Annotated in this window: 18 protein-coding genes; 7 read left to right on the top strand and 11 right to left on the bottom strand. The window is 58.6% G+C overall.

Features of this window, described 5'->3' with window-relative positions:
• Positions 1-25: 25 nt before the first annotated feature.
• The 4 genes from betC to AC2TDJ_RS16505 form a co-directional block, all read right to left on the bottom strand.
• The gene (betC, locus tag AC2TDJ_RS16490) at positions 26-1534 is read right to left on the bottom strand and encodes a choline-sulfatase (protein ID WP_480843767.1); all 1509 of its coding nucleotides are present in this window, start codon (positions 1532-1534) and stop codon (positions 26-28) included.
• Positions 1531-2103, bottom strand: coding sequence for a choline-binding transcriptional repressor BetI (betI, locus tag AC2TDJ_RS16495; RefSeq protein WP_480843768.1), 573 nt, complete (start codon positions 2101-2103; stop codon positions 1531-1533). Before betI ends, betC begins: the two co-directional genes overlap by 4 nt.
• Positions 2104-2193: 90 nt before the next feature.
• Entirely contained in the window at positions 2194-3102 is a 909-nt protein-coding gene (locus AC2TDJ_RS16500; protein ID WP_480843769.1) for a DMT family transporter, read from the bottom strand.
• Positions 3103-3142: 40 nt separating this feature from the next.
• Positions 3143-3742: a LysE/ArgO family amino acid transporter gene (locus AC2TDJ_RS16505; RefSeq protein WP_480843770.1), complete on the bottom strand. Its 600-nt coding sequence runs from the start codon at positions 3740-3742 to the stop codon at positions 3143-3145.
• A gap of 85 nt (positions 3743-3827) precedes the next feature.
• Between AC2TDJ_RS16505 and AC2TDJ_RS16510 the strand changes: the two genes are divergently transcribed.
• Entirely contained in the window at positions 3828-4715 is an 888-nt protein-coding gene (locus tag AC2TDJ_RS16510; RefSeq protein WP_480843771.1) for a LysR family transcriptional regulator ArgP, read from the top strand.
• Positions 4716-4724: 9 nt separating this feature from the next.
• Here AC2TDJ_RS16510 and AC2TDJ_RS16515 read toward each other — a convergent pair whose 3' ends face one another.
• Positions 4725-5999, bottom strand: coding sequence for a permease (locus tag AC2TDJ_RS16515; RefSeq protein ID WP_480843772.1), 1275 nt, complete (start codon positions 5997-5999; stop codon positions 4725-4727).
• A 185-nt stretch (positions 6000-6184) separates the two neighbouring features.
• Complete coding sequence (locus tag AC2TDJ_RS16520; RefSeq protein ID WP_480843773.1) at positions 6185-6925, bottom strand: YebC/PmpR family DNA-binding transcriptional regulator; 741 nt, start codon at positions 6923-6925, stop codon at positions 6185-6187.
• 110 nt (positions 6926-7035) lie between these two features.
• On the opposite strand from AC2TDJ_RS16520, the gene AC2TDJ_RS16525 reads away from it, so the two are divergent.
• From AC2TDJ_RS16525 to AC2TDJ_RS16540, 4 genes are all read left to right on the top strand, one after another.
• Positions 7036-8808 (top strand): SLC13 family permease, encoded by a 1773-nt coding sequence (locus AC2TDJ_RS16525; RefSeq protein WP_480843774.1) that lies wholly within the window; start codon positions 7036-7038, stop codon positions 8806-8808.
• A gap of 16 nt (positions 8809-8824) precedes the next feature.
• Positions 8825-9559 (top strand): glutamine amidotransferase, encoded by a 735-nt coding sequence (locus tag AC2TDJ_RS16530; protein ID WP_480843775.1) that lies wholly within the window; start codon positions 8825-8827, stop codon positions 9557-9559.
• A 72-nt stretch (positions 9560-9631) separates the two neighbouring features.
• Positions 9632-10489, top strand: a complete 858-nt coding sequence (locus AC2TDJ_RS16535; protein ID WP_480843776.1) for a bile acid:sodium symporter family protein — start codon at positions 9632-9634, stop codon at positions 10487-10489.
• Positions 10490-10500: 11 nt separating this feature from the next.
• Positions 10501-12162 carry an FAD-binding dehydrogenase gene (locus AC2TDJ_RS16540; RefSeq protein WP_480843777.1) on the top strand — a complete coding sequence of 554 codons (1662 nt, stop codon included), beginning with the start codon at positions 10501-10503 and terminating at the stop codon, positions 12160-12162.
• A gap of 10 nt (positions 12163-12172) precedes the next feature.
• On the opposite strand, the gene AC2TDJ_RS16545 is transcribed toward AC2TDJ_RS16540, so the two are convergent.
• The 3 genes from AC2TDJ_RS16545 to AC2TDJ_RS16555 form a co-directional block, all read right to left on the bottom strand.
• Positions 12173-12919, bottom strand: a complete 747-nt coding sequence (locus AC2TDJ_RS16545) for a YbaY family lipoprotein (protein ID WP_480843778.1) — start codon at positions 12917-12919, stop codon at positions 12173-12175.
• 96 nt (positions 12920-13015) lie between these two features.
• Positions 13016-14794 (bottom strand): SLC13 family permease, encoded by a 1779-nt coding sequence (locus AC2TDJ_RS16550; RefSeq protein ID WP_480843779.1) that lies wholly within the window; start codon positions 14792-14794, stop codon positions 13016-13018.
• A 91-nt stretch (positions 14795-14885) separates the two neighbouring features.
• On the bottom strand, positions 14886-15698 hold the full coding sequence (locus tag AC2TDJ_RS16555) for a TIGR00282 family metallophosphoesterase (RefSeq protein ID WP_480843780.1): 813 nt from the start codon (positions 15696-15698) through the stop codon (positions 14886-14888).
• A gap of 89 nt (positions 15699-15787) precedes the next feature.
• Between AC2TDJ_RS16555 and AC2TDJ_RS16560 the strand changes: the two genes are divergently transcribed.
• The gene (locus tag AC2TDJ_RS16560) at positions 15788-16021 is read left to right on the top strand and encodes a putative hemolysin (protein ID WP_480843781.1); all 234 of its coding nucleotides are present in this window, start codon (positions 15788-15790) and stop codon (positions 16019-16021) included.
• Positions 16022-16024: 3 nt separating this feature from the next.
• On the opposite strand, the gene AC2TDJ_RS16565 is transcribed toward AC2TDJ_RS16560, so the two are convergent.
• A complete protein-coding gene (locus AC2TDJ_RS16565) occupies positions 16025-16597 on the bottom strand; it encodes a 5-formyltetrahydrofolate cyclo-ligase (RefSeq protein ID WP_480843782.1) in 573 nt (190 codons plus the stop codon).
• Positions 16594-17988 (bottom strand): magnesium transporter, encoded by a 1395-nt coding sequence (gene mgtE / locus AC2TDJ_RS16570; protein WP_480843783.1) that lies wholly within the window; start codon positions 17986-17988, stop codon positions 16594-16596. The genes AC2TDJ_RS16565 and mgtE overlap by 4 nt, the downstream gene beginning before the upstream one ends.
• A 139-nt stretch (positions 17989-18127) precedes the next feature.
• Between mgtE and guaD the strand changes: the two genes are divergently transcribed.
• Positions 18128-19417: a guanine deaminase gene (guaD, locus tag AC2TDJ_RS16575; protein ID WP_480843784.1), complete on the top strand. Its 1290-nt coding sequence runs from the start codon at positions 18128-18130 to the stop codon at positions 19415-19417.

The following is a 19417-nucleotide window of genomic DNA, read 5'->3' on the forward strand; positions in this document are numbered from 1 at the left end:
GGAGTATTTCAAAACGATGAAAAGGTCATTCCCCGCGCGGGAAACGAGCGTTTTCCTCTACGACATTCAGATCCATGTGGTTGCGCATGTAGCGTTCAGACGCCTTCTGCAGCGGCTGGTAATCCCACGGATAGTAGCCGCCCTGCCGCAGCGCTTCATAAACGACCCAGCGGCGAGCCTGACTGGCGCGCACATCGGCGTCGAACTGATCCAGATCCCAGCGCGCTTTGGACTTTGCCTGAAGCGTCTGCAACGTGCCTGCATGTTCCGGATCGTCCGCAAGGTTGTTCAATTCGTGGGGATCAGCCTCAAGATCATACAACTGGTCGGGGTCCAGCGTGCAGCGGTTGTATTTCCATTTGCCATAGCGCAGCGACACCAGCGGCGCATAGGACGCCTCGGCCGCATATTCCATCTTCACCGGCGCTGTGCGTTCGGTCCCTTTGGCAAGCGGCACGAGGTCTTCACCATCGGTCCACGGTGCAATCTCTGCCATATCAACACCGGCCAACGCCCCAAGGGTCGGCGTGACGTCGATTGTCGAGACCGGTGTATCGATACGACCGGCAGGCATATCGGGTGCGGAGATCATCAAGGGCACACGTGCCGAACCTTCGTAGAAGTTCATCTTGAACCACAGCCCGCGTTCGCCCAGCATGTCGCCATGGTCAGACACGAACATGACGATGGCGTCCTGCCGTGTGGTATCCAGAACTTCCATGATTTCGCCGATCTTGTCGTCCAGGTAAGAAATATTGGCGAAATAGGCGCGGCGAGACTTGCGGATATCTTCTTCGGTGATGTCAAAGCTGCGCCAGTCGTTGGCGTCAAATATCCGCTTGGAATGCGGGTCCTGATTGTCATAGCCCAGATCGGCAACTTCGGGCAGAAGGTGCTCACAGTCCTCGTACAAATCCCAGTACTTCCGGCGCGCTACATAGGGATCGTGCGGATGGGTAAAACTGACGGTCACGCACCAGGGACGCTCGTCCTTACCACGGGCCAAATCGTAAAGCTTGGCCTTGGCGTTGTAGGCAACCTCGTCGTCGTATTCCATCTGGTTCGAGATTTCGGCCACGCCCGCCCCGGTGACCGAGCCCATGTTGTGATACCACCAGTCAATCCGTTCGCCCGGTTTGCGGTAATCCGGAGTCCAGCCGAAATCGGCAGGGTAGATATCAGTAGTCAGGCGGTCTTCGAACCCGTGCATCTGATCGGGGCCGACGAAATGCATCTTGCCGGACAGGCAGGTGTAGTAACCCGCACGGCGCAGATGGTGGGCATAGGTCGGGATATCACTGCGGAACTCGGCTGCATTGTCGTAGACCCCTGTACGGGACGGCAACTGCCCGGACATGAAACTGGCCCGACCGGGGGCGCATAGCGGCGATGCTGTGTAAGTATTGGCAAACCGCGTCGACCGGGATGCCAGCTTTTTCAGGTTCGGAGCGTGCAGCCAGTCCGCGGGACCATCCGGAAAGAGGGTTCCGTTGAGTTGATCCACCATCAGGATCAAAATATTGGGTTTTGTCATTTTTCAGCCTCAAGCAGGGTATTGAGGACGCGCTGAGCATGCGTAACAGCCAGCTGCGGCTCTTCCGGCGCGCTGAGCGCGGCGCGGATATAAAGGCCGTCAATCAAGGCAATCATGTTCTCGGCTGCCTCGACCGGATCGTTCATTAGCGGGCGCAGGGCGAAAATCAGGTTCGACCGTATCCGCGCCTGATAGATCTGCCACAGGCGCAGGGCATCGTCATTGGTCTGCGCCAGCACATAAAAGGTCATCCACGCGGCAATCACATCCGGCGTAAAGCACGAAGGTGCGAAACATGCCCGGATGATGGCCTGCGCACGCTCGTTCGGCTTGGCATTTTTCAGTTCGTTCCGGGCCTCGGCACCGAAATCTGACAGGATGCGCCGCATGGCAGCCAGAAATATCTGCTCTTTGCCGCCGAAATAGTGGTGGGCCAACGCGCTCGACATCCCTGCCCGCTTGGCGATCTGACTGACTGTTACGTCCAGTGATTTCTGAACGCCCAGTTCGGCAATCGTCGCTTTGATGATTGCGTCACGGCGGATCGGTTCCATTCCGAGTTTTGGCATTGATACACCCCTGGCTCAGGCCTAGTAGCCAAACGCTAGGGGGTTTTTATTGACCCGTCAATCAATAACCGCATGCGGCACCCCACGTCTCTAGAATTTCGTACCAACATCGGGTGGAGTTACCGGTTTCCGGTTCAGCACCGCCTCGCGCCAAGAGATAAAGCTGACCGCAGCCAATATGAGTGTCCCGCCGCCGACAACCCAGATGTCTACGCCCTCGTGAAACACCAGCGCCCCGAGCAATGTGGCCCAGATCAGTTGCAGGAACGTCACCGGCTGGGTCACCGCCACAGGAGCCGCCTGAAGGGCAAGTGTCATGAAATAATGTCCAGCTGTTGCAAAGCTTGCAATCAGGAACAGAACAAAAATGTCTCGCAGGGTTGGTGGCTCCCACACAGCGACGGCAAAGGGGATCAAGGCGATTGTTACCCAGATCGAAAGATGGGCCACGACCACGGATGGTGGAATATGCTGCACGAGCACCTTGGCCAACAGGTAAGACCCACCCAGCGCCAGAGTTGTTCCCAGCATCGCAAGGTGCCCGGGCGACACCTCACGAAATCCGGGGCGCAGAACAATGGTCACACCGATCAGCGCTACACCAATGGCTGCAATCCTGCGAAAGGCCAGCTTTTCACCCAGAAAAAGCGCTGCACCGATGGTGACATAGATCGGTGTCAGGTAGTTCATTGCAGTAACCTCGGCCAGTGGAATGGTGGTCATTGCGTAGAACCAAAGCATAACGGCCACGGCGTGGATGATGCCTCGTACCCCGAACAGTTTCAGATCGCGCGCCGTCAGGTGCGTTGACCAAATCGTTCGCAGAGCCGGAAGCAGGAAAACCAGGCCAAGCACGTACCGCAGGAACGCTGCCTGTATAGGGTTCATTGTCGAACCCAGCGATTTCACCAATGCGTTCATCCCGACAAAGGACAGCCCGGCAGCAAGCATCCAAAGCATTCCGGCAACATGGCGAGACGGGGCAGGAGGAGATGTCATGGCCTTGGTTGAACACCGAAAACGGCCGGGCCACAACCCTTCACATGGCAACAAGTTTCGCAGCAATTCCCAACATGACGATACCGATCAGAACATCCAGAAACTGCCACGCGCGAGGACGTGTGAAAAGTGGCGTCAGAATGCGGGCGCCATACCCCAACGAAAAGAAGAACACAAAGCTTGAAGACATGGCGCCGATGGCAAAACCTACTCGGTCCTCGTACTGAGCTGATATGGATCCAATCAGCACAACGGTATCCAGATAGACATGCGGGTTGAGCCACGTAAACGCCAGCACTGTCAGCAGGGCCGTTCGTCGCGTGGTGATGCGGTTGGCCCCAACTTCCATTACGGCCCCACCCTGCCAGGCCGACCAAAAGCTTCGTAAACCGTACCAAGTCAGAAAAAGCGCACCGCCATAGCGCATGACCGATTCAAACCATGGAACGGCCTGCGCCAAAGTGCCGAACCCGGCCACGCCGGCCCCGATCAGGATTGCGTCTGACATCGCACAGGTGAAGCACAAGGCAAAGACGTGTTCGCGTCGCAGGCCCTGCCGCAGGACAAAAGCATTCTGAGCGCCAATGGCGAGGATCAGGCTGAACCCAAGGGCGAATCCGGCAATGAGCGACGTGGACATGGAACCTCCGGCTGCTGACTGGTTGACTACACAGCACCGATGATTCAAACCAATTAAAGATACTCATCCTGATTAAGACTTGCTTATGCAACTGGATCCACATCACTTGTCCGCACTGTCGGCTATCCTGCGTCATGGCAGCTTTGAGGCGGCGGCTGCGGAATTATCCGTGACGCCGTCCGCCATTTCCCAAAGAATCAAAGCATTAGAAGATCGCATTGGTGTTTCGCTGATCCAGCGTGGCACCCCTTGCACCGGGACACCATCGGGGTTGCGGATCGCGCAATACGCGGCGGAAATCGGGTTGCTTGAAGCGCAGCTAACCCGAGAACTGGGCATGGGCCGGGATACCGGCCCGCCTCGGGTCAGAGTGGCAATCCCCGCTGACAGCCTGGCAACATGGTTCATCGAAGCCATGTCTCAGGTTGAAGACATGCTTTTTGATCTCGTGATCGACGATCAGGATCACTCTGCTGACTGGCTCAAGCGCGGCGAAGTGAGCGCGGCAGTCACGGTGGGTGGACAGCCCGTTACGGGTTGCGATGCCAATGCCTTGGGGACTTTGCGGTATTTGCCGACAGCCAGCCCGGCATTCGTGAAAAAATGGTTTGCAGAAGGTGTAACAACAAGCTCACTGCAAACTGCGCCCTGTCTGACCTTCAACCGAAAGGACAACCTGCAAAAGGCCTGGATTTTGAACCATACCGGCAGCCGGATCACTCCACCCTCCCATTTTCTGCCATCTTCGAACGGGTTTGTGGATGCCGCCGTGGCCGGACTGGGCTGGGGTATGAATCCCGAGAGCCTTGTGCGATCCGCATTGGATGACGGACGCCTTTGCGCAATTGTGCCCAATGCTCCGCTGGACGTGGCGCTCAGCTGGCAGGTGGGGCGTATTCTGGCCCCTGCCCTGGCCCCTCTGACACGCGCCGTACGAAATACGGCGGCGCGCAATTTGATGCCTCCATCCTGAGGATCAGGTTTACGCCCGGACGGGCTTGCTGTCATCCGGGGTCACGATGCGGTAGCAGAAATAGGCCGACCAGAGGCTGACGATGACAATGAACACGATTGCTGCCGCGACCTCGTGAATATGTGCCACAGCCGCCAGGATGGTTGATAAGATAACCCCTGCAAGCCGGCAGATTGCCTTGATAGCGGCGGCCCCTTGAACGCGTTGCTCCTTGGGAGCGACATCCAGATAATACAATCCCTTGGCACTGCTGATTCCTGTCACCGCGACCGAGACGACGAACAGGGCGATCGCGTGCAAATGAACGCCGTGGTCAAAGTGCATGTAGTGGAACAACAGCAAGACAATCCCGGTCACGGCCACCATCAGCGTTCCCGAAACCATGACCGCCCGATGTGATTTCATGTTCACAAGTTGCCACAGCGGAGCCGAAACCAGATAACCGGACGCCGAAGAAACGATCAGTGCCGTCAGCCCCTTGGCCGAGTGATGATGCGCCTCTGCCGCGATGAGGGCAAAGAATGGTACCGACAGCGACACCACCACCAAGGGCAGGCGCATAATCAGATAGCGGCGAAACCATGCCTGATCGAACATGCTCCGGATACCGGAAATTATCTGGCGCAGCGTTTGACGAGGGCCGTGTTTTGCCTGCCCATCAACCGCTTTTTTCGACGCAACTTCAGTCATTGCCAGAATGCACAAGGCGGAAAACAAGAAAAAGGTCACCGAAGCGGCGATAACTGCTGAATGGCGGGAAAACGGTGGGCGCTCCTTTGTGATCTCATGGATGAACAACACAAGACCAATTGCAAACAGTCCGCCCGCGCCCAGTTGCAGATAGCGGATCAGCATGCGGGATTTGGATTTCAGATGATCGCCGCGCAGGTCAGACAACATCAGTGCCTGAGTCTCTTCGATCATCCCGATCGTGAAAAACGCTCCGACAAATGCGGTCGCAGTCAAAAGGATGCTGCCTGTCCATGCGGCAAGCAGGGCCAACAACAGGCACGCACCGATCCCCAATTCGGTTATTGCTATGCCGCGTTTCTTTTGCTGCAACGCTGCAATTGGACGCGCAAAAAAAACGTCCGAAAGCATGCTGCCCACCATGCGAACCGAAACCAATGCGCCAGCCAAAAACATCGGCATCTCAAGCGACACCGCTAAAAATGGCAGGACGACCGAGGGGCTGCCCAGCGTCCAGGCCACCTGCGACAGGATGCTCTGCCCAGCGAGTACCGGCACATTCCGCTTTGCGGGATCAGAAGTCTTGCTTGCCATTCTCCGGCCGTCCACGTTGTGCGACACCACAAGGCGCGAACATTATCGCCTGCAGCGGCATATCCAGCGCTTGCCGCGAGTGTATTTACTTGCGCAGCTCCGGCCAAGAACTCGTTGAAGTACCCCAGGAAACGAAAAAACCCGGCCGTTTGGGGCCGGGTTTCGAAATAGAACGACATCGCCAATCAGAGCTGCGCCATGACCTCATCAGTGGCTTCAAAATTTGTTGTGACGCGCTGAACGTCGTCATCGTCCTCCAAAGCATCGACCAGCTTCATCAGGCGCTGCATGTCTTCCAGTCCCAGCTCGGTCGTGGTTGTAGGTTTCCAGACCAGTTTGGTGGATTCGGTTTCCCCCAATGCTGCCTCCAAGGCGTTGGAAACATCGTTCAGGTCAGTATCGGCACACCAAATGATATGGCCGTCTTCCGAGCTTTCGACGTCTTCCGCGCCCGCCTCGATTGCGGCTTCAAAGATGGTGTCTGCATCGCCGGCGGACGCGGGATAAACCACCTCGCCCTTGCGTTCGAACATGAACCCGACCGAGCCGGTCTCACCCAGATTGCCGCCGTTCTTGGAAAATGTCGAGCGCACGGTCGAAGCCGTTCGGTTGCGGTTGTCGGTCATCGTTTCGACAATCACGGCAACGCCATTGGGGCCATAACCTTCATAGCGGATTTCTTCGTAATCATCCCCTTCACCGGCAACCGATTTCTTGATCGCACGGTCGATTACGTCCTTAGGGACCGAGTTCGACTTGGCTTCTTTCACCGCAAGACGCAGGCGCGGGTTCTTGTCGGGATCGGGGTCGCCCATCTTGGCGGCCACGGTGATCTCTTTCGACAATTTTGAAAACAGCTTGGACCGCGCGGCGTCCTGACGTCCCTTGCGGTGCTGGATGTTGGCCCATTTAGAGTGGCCTGCCATGGTGCGTCCTCGTGATAGTGATTGCGTATTTGGCGCTCATATAGACGTTTGCGGGGCATGGGATCAAGAGAGCGACTTGCGAAGGCCCTGACGGCAGGTATGGTGGCGGCATGACGACAGACCAGATTGTTCTTTTCGCGCTTTTCATTGCTGTTTTCGGAATGCTTCTATGGGGCCGGTTTCGCTATGATCTCGTGGCGTTTACCGCACTGTTGATTGGCGTTGTTCTCGGTGTTGTGCCCGTTGACAATGCCTTTGCCGGGTTTGGCCATCCCGCGACCATCATCGTCGCGCTGGTTCTGGTCGTATCGGCCGGTCTGGTCCGGTCGGGCGCCGTGTTCCTGATCACACGCACGCTGGTCGATGCATCGCGCGGCCTGGGTGCCCACATCGCGTTGATGGGCGGGATCGGGGCGATACTGTCGGCTTTCATGAACAACGTGGCGGCATTGGCACTGCTGATGCCAGTGGACATCCAGACCGCGCGAAAAGCCGGGCGTTCGGTCGGATTGAGCCTGATGCCGCTGAGTTTTGCCACCATTCTTGGCGGCATGGCAACGCTGATCGGGACGCCACCCAATATCATCATTGCCTCGATCCGGGCCGAAACACTGGGCGAGCCGTTTCGCATGTTCGATTTCGCCCCCGTCGGTGGCCTGGCTGCGATCGCCGGCCTTGCTTTTGTTGCACTGATCGGCTGGCGGCTGATCCCCAACCGAGGGCCGCAGGAAGAAACATCGGAGGCTTTGGCCGAGTACATTGCCGAGCTGACCATTCCGGCGGACTCGGCCCATATCGGCAAGCGCGTCAGCGAGTTGTACGAGGCGGCCGAGAAATCGGACGTGGCCATCATCGGACTGATCCGGGACGGGAAGCGACGCTATGGCCGATCGGCGCACGCGACGCTTCACGAAGGCGATGCGCTGGTGCTGGAAGCGCGCCCCGAAGCGTTGGACGAGTTTCGCGCGGCCCTGAACCTGGATTTTTCCGACACACGCCGTCAGGAACTGCTGACCGCTGCCGGTGAAGGGCTGGAAGTGATCGAGGTCGTGGTTCCCGAAAGCGCCCGCATCAATGGCCGCACCGCACAAGGAATTGGCCTTGCCTGGCGGCAGAGCACCGTTCTTATGGGAATATCCCGCCAAGGTCGAAGAATTACCCAGCAAGTGCGCAAGACCGAGGTCGAGCCTGGCGATATTCTGCTGCTGCTTTGCCCGCGCGACCGGGGGCCGGACGTCACCGAATGGCTGCGATGTCTGCCGCTGGCAGAACGCGGGTTGAGTGTAACCGCGAACGACAAGGCGTGGCTGGCCATTGGTCTGTTTGCCGCTGCCGTTCTGGCGGCAAGCGTCGGACTGATCTACCTGCCGATTGCACTTGGCCTGGTTGTCGTCGCATATGTACTGACCAAAATCCTGCCCATTGCCGATATCTACAACCATATCGAATGGCCGGTCGTCGTGCTGTTGGGCTCGATGATTCCTCTGGGCAGCGCGCTGGAAACTTCGGGCGGTACGGAACTGATTGCCAACGGGTTGATTCAACTGACCAACGGCCTGCCGGCCTGGGCAATCCTGACCGTTCTGATGGTTGTCACGATGACCTTGTCGGATGTGCTGAACAACACGGCCACGGCCATTGTCGCGGCACCGGTCGGCATACAGATGGCACGCACGCTCGAAGTCTCGCCTGATCCGTTCCTGATGACCGTGGCCGTCGCCGCCTCTGCCGCGTTCCTCACACCCATCGGGCATAAGAACAATACGCTTGTGCTGGGTCCCGGTGGTTACCGGTTTGGGGACTACTGGCGTATGGGTCTGCCGCTTGAAGTTCTGATCATTGCCGTTTCCATTCCCGCGATCCTTGTCTTCTGGCCGCTTTGACGGGTAAAGGCATCGCATGAAACGCTTTTTGATCCTGCAGTTGCGCCCGGAAACCGATGCGTCGGACGCCGAATTCGCATCGATCCTGAACCGCAGCGACCTGTCGCCCGAGCATGCCCACCGCATTCGGCTGGATTGCGAGGATCTGCCTGAGGGGCTGGATGTCACGGATTATGCTGGTGTCATTGTTGGCGGGGGTCCGGGTTGTGTCAGTGACGATCCGGCAACGAAATCGTCTTTGGATGCGCGGATCGAAGCTGCCATCATGGGGCTGATGCCTCAGATCACCGCGCAGGATCATCCCTTTATGGGGTGCTGTTATGGGTTGGGGATCCTGGCGGCGCATCTGGGCGGAGAGGTCAGCAAGGATCAGTATGGAGAACCGGTCGGGCCTTCGACCTGCTACCTGACCGAAGACGGCTCACGGGATCCGCTGACCGCGGGCCTGCACTCCGAATTCGACGCATTTGTGGGGCACAAGGAGGCCGTGCAGAAACTGCCCGATGGCTGCGTGCATCTGGTGGCCTCGGCGCCTTGTCCGATTCAGATGATCCGCTGGGGTCAGAATGTCTACGCGACGCAGTTCCACCCGGAAGCGGACGCGCGGGATTTCGAGCAACGCATCAACATCTACAAGGATCACGGATACTTCCCGCCCGAGAATGCCCAGCGATTGATCGAGATCTGCCACGCGGCCGACGTCACGCAACCCGGTGAAATCCTGCGGCGGTTCGTCCAGCGATACGGGTGACCCAACGGCGAGGTTGCCTGATCCGTTGCCCCTCGCATAGGTTGATCCGAACGGCTTTGGGAGGAGTTGTTCTTGGATCTGCTTATCAATGTAGGCCTGCCACTGTCGCTGGCCATCATCATGTTATCGCTGGGGATCGGGCTTGAGGTAGCTGACTTCAGGCGCGTCCTGGCCCGTCGCCATGCCTTTGCCATCGGCGCTTTTTGCCAGGTGCTGATACTTCCTGTCGCGGCCTTCGTCACGGTCATGCTGTTGGCCCTGCCGCCAGAGATCGCCGTTGGTTTCATGCTGCTCAGCTTTTGCCCCGGTGGCGTGACCAGCAACATTCTGTCCAAGCTGGCCAAAGCCGATGTGGCCTTGTCTGTCAGTCTGACGGCTGTCATCAGCCTGCTGTCTATCCTGACCGTTCCGATCCTTGCGGCTTGGTCCATATCATACTTCATGGGTGAAGCAGCGCCGAAAGTCTCCATCAGCGGTCTGGCCATTGCCCTTTTTCTGATCACAACTCTGCCCGTTGCCACTGGTGTCTGCATTCGCCGTTTCGCGCGCGGGTTCGCTGATCGAATTGACGACCCCTTGTCGAAAGCCGCCACTGTATTGTTCGTTCTGATCGTGCTGGCTGCATTGGCCGGGAACTGGCAACTGTTTACCGACAATCTTGCCGTGATGGGCACTGGCTTGATTTCATTGAATGTGGCTTTGTTGCTGATGGGGTTGGGTCTGGCACGCGCCGCAAATCTGTCATGGGACGAGAGTAAAACGATCTCGATCGAAACCGGCATCCAGAACTCGACGATGGGCATCACGCTGGCCGCATTGATCACCGGCACAGAAAGCGGGTTTAGCCCACTGGCGCTGCCCGCCGCCGTGTATGGCATTACGATGTACGCTGTCGTCGTTCCGTTTATCGTCTGGTTCCGTTCCCGCTGAAAGGACGCCACATGACCAACAACACTGCTGATGCAATCGTCGTCGGGTGCGGACTTGCTGGCCTGGCCACCGCTGCCGAGTTGGGTGATCGCGGCAAAAAGGTGATCGTTCTGGATCAGGAGCCGGAACACTTTCTGGGCGGGCAAGCGTTCTGGAGCCTCGGCGGGCTGTTCATGGTCGACACGCCCGAGCAACGCCGGATGGGCATCCGCGACAGCCACGAACTCGCCCTGCGTGACTGGATGGGCAGCGCGCAGTTTCACCGGGACGAAGACGTGTGGCCCCGCAAGTGGGCCGAGTCCTACGTTGAATTCGCCGCTGGTGAGATGCGCCCCTGGCTGCACGGCATGGGTCTGCGTTGGTTCCCGGTTGTTGGCTGGGCCGAGCGGGGCGGATCTTTTGCGGACGGTCACGGCAACTCGGTGCCGCGGTTTCACATCACCTGGGGCACCGGACCGGGTGTGTTGGAGCATTTCATCCGCCGAGTCCGTGAGCACATCAGTGCCGGTCTGATTGAACTGAAATTCCGCCATCAGGTAAGCCACATCATCATGCAAAACGGCAGCGCCAAAGGTGTGTCAGGAGAAGTTTTGGCCGAAGACACGGCTCAGCGCGGTGGAAAGACCAACCGGGATGAGGTTGGCGAGTTTGAGGTCTATGCACCTTCTGTCATCGTTACATCTGGCGGCATCGGCGGCAATTTCGAAATGGTTCGCAAGAACTGGCCGCGCGACCGGCTGGGAGAACCGCCGCAGGACATGGTTGCGGGCGTCCCGTTCCACGTCGACGGCCGAATGATCCCGATCAGCGAAAAGGCTGGCGGACATGTGATCAACGGCGACCGGATGTGGCACTACACCGAGGGCGTGCGGAATTGGGACCCGATCTGGCCTTCGCATGGCATTCGCATTCTTCCGGGGCCCAGTTCGATGTGGTTCGATGCGGAAGGCAACAGGCTGGCACCGCCCTGCCTGCCGGGGTTTGACACGCTGGGTACGCTGCGCGAAATTCTGAAAACCGGGTATGAATACAGCTGGTTCGTCCTGACGCAGAAAGTGATCAAGAAGGAGTTTGCGCTCTCGGGTTCCGAACAGAACCCCGATTTCACGTCGGGCAGCTGGAAAGAAGTGATCCGCCAACGTATTCTCTCGGGCGCAAATGCAACAGCTCCGGTTGAGGCCTTCAAGGAAAAAGGTGAGGATTTCGTAGTTGCCAATACGTTGACCGAGTTGGTCAACGGCATGAACCATCTTGGCGACGGGTTGATAAACGAGGCGCACCTGCGCGCCCAGATCGAAGCGCGGGATTCGCAAGTGGACAATCCATTTTCGAAAGACGCGCAGATGATGGCCATCCTTGCTGCGCGCAACTATCGCGGGGACAAACTGATCCGTACCGCCAAGCCGCACAAGTTCCTGGATCCCTCAAACGGGCCGCTGATCGCGGTCAAGCTGCACGTCTTGACTCGCAAGACTTTGGGCGGCCTTCAAACCAATTTGGACAGTCAGATGATCGGATCGGACGGGCAGGTTGTTCCGGGCTTGTTTGCCGCCGGAGAAGTCGCGGGTTTCGGCGGTGGTGGTTATCACGGCTACAACGCTCTGGAAGGCACGTTTCTGGGCGGATGCATATTCTCCGGGCGCAATGCGGGACGGTCTCGGGCGATCGCCTGACGGCCCTGCTCTATTGCGCGCGGACGAATTTCAACGTCGGTTCACCCGCGCTGTCCAGCATCACCAGGCTGTCGCCAGCGACCGCATAGGTCGCAACGCCCTGCAACGCATCAAAAAACGCGCGCTCGATCTCTTCCAGTTCCGGAGTGCACGCCATCAGGGTCGCGGCGATATTATCCGGGAAATCCAGACTGTTGCCTGAAATCTCTGCCTGACCGGTAAACCGATTGCAGCCGCCGCTGCCACCAAACGCCCCGCCGGTTTCGAATGCAATCTCAGGGCGGCGTTCACTGTCGAGCGCTTCGCCATTCAACCCGATGGCGATCCATTTCGTATTCTCGAGCATCGCGGCGCCCTGACTTCCCGCTTGAACCAACACGAGATCTGATGAGTTGCCCTCGCCATTGGTCAACACTGGATAGGCGGTGTCCGTAGTGAACAACAACCTGTCCCCGTCGTAGATCGACCCTTGGACCACATAGATCATTCCGTCCTGAATCAGATCCTCGTCATATGTCAGCTTAAACTCAGCAGGCACTGCGTTCAGCGCATAGCGCTGAGCGGCCAAGGTCACCGCGGCAGCATCGGCGCGAGAGATGTCCTGCAGCTCTACATACAGCGTTGCTTCGGGCGGAAGCGCAATCCGTTCCCGGTACGTCGCAGTTCCAGTCACGGTTCCGGCCGAGCTGATACTGCCCAGAAGGGTCAAAATAATTGCGCCGGCCACAATGGCCGTACCGATCCTTGGAAAAGACATCGTCCCGTCCTTCTTTCAAGAGCTTTGAAGAAAAGATCGGTTCTGGATAAGCGTTTACAAGACCATTGCCACTTTTTCGGCGGTTCTGCGCCGGTTCTACAAAGGCCAGATGAGGGGGATCAGCAGCGACGCCAGTAGCCCAACGGTCAGGTTCAGCGGCACGCCGACCCGCAGAAAGTCGGTGAACCTGTACCCGCCCGGACCATAGACCATCATGTTGGTCTGATACCCGATGGGTGTGGCGAAAGAGGCCGAAGCCGCGACCATCACCGCCACCACAAGCGGGCGTGAATCTATGCCGACCGCCTGCGCCAACCCGATAGCAATAGGCGTAACCACGACGGCCACGGCGTTGTTCGAAACCAGCTCGGTCAACACTGACGTCAGCAAATAAACCGCCCAGATGATCAGGAACGGAGGCAGCATTCCCAACCCGGGCGCCACGGCTTCGACAATCAGAGATACCGCGCCCGAGGCATCCAGCGCCGCCCCGATGGCGAGCATCGAAAAGATCAGCGCCAGCAGGCGGCCCTCGACAAAGGAAAAAGCCTCATCAGCGTCAATGCAGCGGGTCAGCAGTACCACGGCAACCGCAAGGATCGACAGCAAAAGGATCGGCGCCACGCCCAGCGCGGCCAGAACGACGATGCCGGTAAGCGCACCGATGGCGATCGGCGCGTGGCTGCGCCTGAAGGCGCGGGCCGAAGGTTGTGTGACATCCACCATATCCATATCAGCGGCCAGCTTCTGGATGTCGGCGGGCGAACCTTCGAGCAGCAGAGTATCGCCAACCCGAACCACCAGATCGTCCAGTTGCCGTCCGATATTCTGGTTCCGACGATGCACTGCCAGCACATAGACACCATAGCGGCGACGCAACCGCATCGCGCCCAAGGTTCGTCCGACCATACGGCAACCGGGAGTAATCAGGACCTCGACGGTCTTTGTTTCGACCGCCGAGACCTGATCGACGCGTTTCAGTTCCCGGTTGCTCTGAAGGCTCAGCAACTCGGTCATCTCGGTTCTCAGAACAACCCGGTCTCCGACGTTCAGCGTAACGCCTTTCAGGTTCCGCCGCAGCGATTCATCGCCCCGGATCACGTCGATCAGACGCACACCGGGTCGCTTGAAAAGTTGAACCCCAGTCACCTCGCGCCCGATCAGGTTGCTGTCGGGTGGGATCACAGCCTCGGTAAAGAACTTCATCTTGGATCGGTCGCTGAGCATAGAGGCCATGCTGTCCCGATCCGGCAAAAGGCGGTGTGCGACAAAGCGCAGGTAGATCATTCCATAGATCACCAGCGCGATTCCCAGAGGTGTGACCTCAAAAATCGTAAAGGCCTTCATGCCCTGCGCCCGCGCCACACCGTCGACCAGCAGGTTGGTCGAGGTCCCGATCAGCGTAAGCGTTCCACCTAAGATGGCGGCATAGCTGAGCGGAATCAGCAACTTGGACGCCGGCACGCCGAGAGTGCGTGCAATCTGAACAAAGACGGGGATCATCACAACGACGACGGGTGTATTCGACACCACCGCCGAAGCCAGGATAACGAATGCCATCAACAGGCCAATGGCGATACGTGGGTTGACCTGAGCCTGTTTCTGCGCCGTCGAGGTGAACGCGTCCAGCGCACCGGTGCGAACCAATGCGCCCATAATGATGAACATGGCGCCGATGGTCCAAGGTGCAGGGTTGGACAACACGGCCAGAGCCTTCTGATATGGCAAAATACCCGTCACCAGCATCAGGGCGACGCCCCCTATTGCCACCACTTCGGTCGGGTAAACTTCGCGCAGGAACATGACGAACATGCCCGCAACGATTACCAGCGCCAGAATTGCACTGCCCATATCTGTCAGTTGAAGGAATTGCATTCGTGGTATTCTGTCCGAACCCTAACCTGGCCAACGCGCCTGACGGGCAGTTTCTCGCATTGACAGGGGCAGAGCAAGCCTGACGTGCACTTCAGGGGCCTGCCTGTTGCAGCCGACCACCCACGCGGACCATGTGAACGGACTTGGCCTGCCCGTCCCGGTCGTCCGTTTCAATGAATACACCGCTCAGTGTCGCCTCGCCGGCGGCGGGCGTGAACCGTGTCTTGGGCATGCCGGTGATAAAGCGGCGCATCGGCTCCACCTTGTCCATGCCGATGACCGAATCGTAATCGCCGCACATGCCCGCATCGGTCAGGTAAGCGGTGCCACCTGGTAAAATTTGCGCGTCCGCTGTCGGTACGTGGGTGTGCGTACCAACCACCAGGCTGACGCGCTTGTCGCAATAATGGCCCATCGCCATCTTTTCCGACGTTGCCTCGCAATGCATATCGACAATTACGGCTTGCGCCTGACCGCCACGCGGATGCGATTTCAGGATGGGTTCGACAGCCGAGAACGGATCGTCGAATGGGCGTTTCATGAACACCTGTCCCAACACCTGAACCACCAGCACCTTGCGACCGCCGGGCGCCGTATACAGGCGATACCCCCGACCCGGCGCACCTTTTGCATAATTCACCGGGCGAATGATGCGCGGTTCATTCTCGATGAATTGCAGCATATCCTTCTGGTCGAACGCGTGATCGCCCAGAGTCAGGCAGTCGGCCCCGGCCTCCAGCAGCAGCTTGGCATGGTCCCCGCTCAGACCCATCCCGTTCGAGGCGTTCTCGCCATTGACCACAACGAAATCCAGCCGCCATTCTTCGCGCAAACGCGGCAGATGTTGCTGTATCGCGGCGCGACCTGCGCGCCCCATGACATCACCCAGAAAAAGTATTCTCATTCAATCTGTCCTAAGTGTGGTGTCGGACAAGCACAAGCGGTTAAGCTGCGGACATAACCTGTTGAAACGATTTCTCACGGAGGAATTTGATGCACCGTTTTTTTCTGACAACTTTCGCTGTCGTGACGCTTGCCGCCTGCGAGCAAGCCCCGTCTTCGGGCGATACGGCTCAACTGGCTAACCCGGCGGCTACATTTTGCGCAGACAGCGGCCATCGTTACGAGATCCGAGACGGTGCAGATGGCCAGACAGGCGTGTGCATTCTGTCAGACGGGCGCGAGGTCGATGCCTGGGACTACTTCCGCGAGAATCACACGGGCTGACGGTCACGACCGGAACGTCAGCACCCGGCTTTCGGTAATGACCATATCCAAAGGCTGATCCGTCGGCTCCAACGGCAGTCCTTCGGCCTCCTGAGCGTCAAAGGCAAATCCGATGGCAAGCGTCGGGCGCTTGGCGCGCAATCCTTGCAGCGTGCGGTCGTAGAACCCGCCGCCATATCCCAACCTGCCGCCCTGCGCGTCGAAAGCAACCAGTGGGACGATCAGGATTTCAGGATCGAAATAGTCGTCAATTTCCGGCACCCTGGCCCCAAACGGCCCGTCTTTCAGCGCGCCTTCGGGGGTCCAGCGGGAAAACCGGAGCGGCTGCCCGGCGGCCTGAATCACCGGCACTCCGACAGGACCATAGGCCGAGGCCTCGGCCATCGCCGGCAGTGGGTCGATTTCCGTGCGGATGGGCATGTAGCCGGACAGGGGCACGCCCCTGTGACCAGCCAGAACTTCGGACAACCGCCCTGCAGCGCCAGGCAGGCGCGCATCGAATGCAGCTTTGCGGCGGGCAAAAGCAGCCTTTCGCGCGACAGCTTTGATTTCGGTCAGATCAGTTGTTTCGGTCACAAAAGCACCACGCTGGCAAGGCCAAGGAATATGAAGAACCCCATGACATCCGTCGTGGTTGTCACGAAAGTTCCCGATGCCAGCGCCGGGTCCACACCCAGACGATCCAGCACCACCGGTACTACCGTACCCACGAAGCCGGCGATGATCATATTCACGACCAAGGCTGAACCGATCACGACACCGAGCATCGGAGAGTCGAACCACATCATCCCCACGGTCCCCAACACGATCGCGAAACACAGCCCGTTGAGCAGGCCGACCAGCAACTCGCGCCGGATCACCCGCGCCACGTTCGAGCCCGTTAGGTCGCGTGTCGCCAGCGCGCGCACGGCCACAGTCAGGGATTGCGTTCCGGCATTCCCCCCCATTGAGGCGACTATCGGCATCAGAATAGCCAGCGCCACCAGCTGATCGATCGCCGCCTCGAATTGCGAGATCACCAACGAGGCACAGATGGCCGTACACAGGTTCACTGCCAGCCATGGCAGGCGCCGCTTACTGGTGGCGGCCACACTGTCCGAGATCGAGCTTTCGTCGCTGACACCTGCCAGGCGCAGCATGTCTTCTTCATACTCTTCATCCAGAACGACCATCGCGTCATCGATGGTGATGACACCGACCAACCGCCCGTCTGCATCCACCACCGGGGCCGAGATCAGGTGGTACTGGTTGAAGGCATAGGCCACATCTTCTTCGTCCTGATCGACCGGAATGATGTGCAGTTCCTCATCGGTGATATCCCTCAGCAAAACTTCGCGCCGCGTCGCCATCAGCTTGCCCAGCGTCACCTGCGCCACGGGTTTCAGCCGCGGGTCGACCAGAATGACGTAATAGAACTGCTCGGGCAGGTCATCATTGGCGCGCATGAAGTCGATGGCCTGACCGACGGTCCAGTGGTCCGGTGCCATGACCACTTCGCGCTGCATCAGACGACCGGCCGAGTTTTCCGGGTATGACAGCGCCTGTTCAGCGGCAATACGCTCGGAATCCTCCAGTGCGCCCAGAATGGTTTCCTGCTGTGGTTCCTCCAGATCCTCCAGCAGGTCGACGACATCGTCGCTTTCCATGTCGCGGACCGCTTCGGCCAGAACGTCCGGCTTCAGTACGCCGATCACTTCTTCCCGTACTGCCTCGTCCAGCTCCGACAGGATGTCGCCGTCGAATTCCTTGTCATACAGGCGGATCAGGCGCGCCCGGTCATAGGGATTGATCTGTTCAAGAAGGTCAGCGATGTCAGCCGGGTGCAGTGGCTCCATCAACTCGATCAGCTTGTCGCGATCATCCACGTCCACCGCGTAGAGAATTGCCGCAACCGTCCGGCGGTCCAACGCATAGGCGTCCTCGTCATGGGGCTGGTCGGGTTTGACCTCGTCATTGCCTGTCGTCATGCGCTGCCCCCTTTTTTCGGCGATTGGCCCTTAAATAGAAGAAGCAGCTACCGGAAAACAATGACAATGCTCCGATTTACCCGCATCTTTCGCCCCCTTATGCTGATGGGCGGTTCAAAAAGGGCGGAGAACAGAACTCATGGCGCAAAAGACGCTGTTGAAAGGACGCGTGCTGATTTTCACCGGCTCACCATTCGATGGTGAACCGATCGAAGCCACCAAGATCAGCGAAGCGGTCCTTATCGAGGATGCACATATTTCTGCTGTGGGCTCGGCAGCGGACCTGTCTGCCGCGCATCCCGAAGCGCAGGTGAAAAACTATGGCGATCAACTGATCATGGCTGGTTTCATCGACCCGCATGTTCACTATCCGCAGACCGCCATGATCGCCAGTTGGGGAAAGCGCCTGATTGACTGGCTGAACACTTATACATTTCCCGAGGAGATGAAGTTCGACGCGCCGGAATACGCGTCCGAGATTGCCAACCGCTACCTGGACCTCACCGCGGCCCATGGTACCACGACCATGTGCAGTTTCTGCACCATTCACCCCGAAAGCGTAGACGCTTTTTTCCAAGCGGCGCAGGAACGCGGGCAGCGTGTGGTAGCGGGAAAAACCTGCATGGACCGCAATGCGCCCGAAGGGCTGCGGGACACGGCCCAGACGGGATATGATCAATCCAAAGCATTGTTGGAGAAATGGCATGGGGTGGGTCGAATCTCTTATGCGATCACACCGCGGTTCTCGCCCACGTCAACGCCCGAACAGCTTGAAGCCATGGGCGCGTTGTGGGCTGAAAACCCGGACTGCCTGATGCAAACTCACCTGAGTGAGCAAACCGACGAAATTGAGTGGGTCAAGTCCCTGTTTCCAGATGCACGGGATTACCTTGAGACTTATGAGAAGTTTGGCCTGTTGGGAGGACGGGGTCTGTACGGCCATGTCATCCATCTGGAACCCAGGGAACGCGACCGGCTGCGCGAAGTGGACGCCGCGCTTATTCACTGTCCGACATCGAACACCTTTATCGGTTCTGGTCTGTTCGACATGAACGGGCTCATCCGCGATGGGCATCGGGTCGGTTTGGCCACAGATACAGGCGGCGGTTCAAGCTTTTCGATGTTGCGGACCATGGCGGCGGCCTATGAAATCGGCCAGTTGCGCGGCCGTCCTCTGCATCCAGCGCAACTGCTGTGGCTCGGGACCGTTGGATCAGCCCGAACGCTGCGGATGGACGACAGCATCGGCAACGTCGCACCGGGAATGGAGGCCGATCTTGTTGTTCTGGACCTCGCCTCAACCCCGGCCATAGCGCAGCGCGAAGCCAATGCAGACGATCTGTGGGAGGCCATTTTCCCCACTATCATGATGGGCGACGACCGCGCCGTCGCCGATGTGTGGATCGCGGGAAAGCCCGCGACACACTAA

The organism is Ruegeria sp. HKCCD6647-2 (assembly GCF_057221075.1).

What these genes read in the sequence shown, in the direction of transcription:
- betC (WP_480843767.1), bottom strand. Translation starts at nt 1,534, where the DNA reads ATGACAAAACCCAATATTTTGATCCTGATGGTGGATCAACTCAACGGA.
- betI (WP_480843768.1), bottom strand. Translation starts at nt 2,103, where the DNA reads ATGCCAAAACTCGGAATGGAACCGATCCGCCGTGACGCAATCATCAAA.
- AC2TDJ_RS16500 (WP_480843769.1), bottom strand. Translation starts at nt 3,102, where the DNA reads ATGACATCTCCTCCTGCCCCGTCTCGCCATGTTGCCGGAATGCTTTGG.
- AC2TDJ_RS16505 (WP_480843770.1), bottom strand. Translation starts at nt 3,742, where the DNA reads ATGTCCACGTCGCTCATTGCCGGATTCGCCCTTGGGTTCAGCCTGATC.
- AC2TDJ_RS16510 (WP_480843771.1), top strand. Translation starts at nt 3,828, where the DNA reads ATGCAACTGGATCCACATCACTTGTCCGCACTGTCGGCTATCCTGCGT.
- AC2TDJ_RS16515 (WP_480843772.1), bottom strand. Translation starts at nt 5,999, where the DNA reads ATGGCAAGCAAGACTTCTGATCCCGCAAAGCGGAATGTGCCGGTACTC.
- AC2TDJ_RS16520 (WP_480843773.1), bottom strand. Translation starts at nt 6,925, where the DNA reads ATGGCAGGCCACTCTAAATGGGCCAACATCCAGCACCGCAAGGGACGT.
- AC2TDJ_RS16525 (WP_480843774.1), top strand. Translation starts at nt 7,036, where the DNA reads ATGACGACAGACCAGATTGTTCTTTTCGCGCTTTTCATTGCTGTTTTC.
- AC2TDJ_RS16530 (WP_480843775.1), top strand. Translation starts at nt 8,825, where the DNA reads ATGAAACGCTTTTTGATCCTGCAGTTGCGCCCGGAAACCGATGCGTCG.
- AC2TDJ_RS16540 (WP_480843777.1), top strand. Translation starts at nt 10,501, where the DNA reads ATGACCAACAACACTGCTGATGCAATCGTCGTCGGGTGCGGACTTGCT.
- AC2TDJ_RS16545 (WP_480843778.1), bottom strand. Translation starts at nt 12,919, where the DNA reads ATGTCTTTTCCAAGGATCGGTACGGCCATTGTGGCCGGCGCAATTATT.
- AC2TDJ_RS16550 (WP_480843779.1), bottom strand. Translation starts at nt 14,794, where the DNA reads ATGCAATTCCTTCAACTGACAGATATGGGCAGTGCAATTCTGGCGCTG.
- AC2TDJ_RS16555 (WP_480843780.1), bottom strand. Translation starts at nt 15,698, where the DNA reads ATGAGAATACTTTTTCTGGGTGATGTCATGGGGCGCGCAGGTCGCGCC.
- AC2TDJ_RS16560 (WP_480843781.1), top strand. Translation starts at nt 15,788, where the DNA reads ATGCACCGTTTTTTTCTGACAACTTTCGCTGTCGTGACGCTTGCCGCC.
- mgtE (WP_480843783.1), bottom strand. Translation starts at nt 17,988, where the DNA reads ATGACGACAGGCAATGACGAGGTCAAACCCGACCAGCCCCATGACGAG.
- guaD (WP_480843784.1), top strand. Translation starts at nt 18,128, where the DNA reads ATGGCGCAAAAGACGCTGTTGAAAGGACGCGTGCTGATTTTCACCGGC.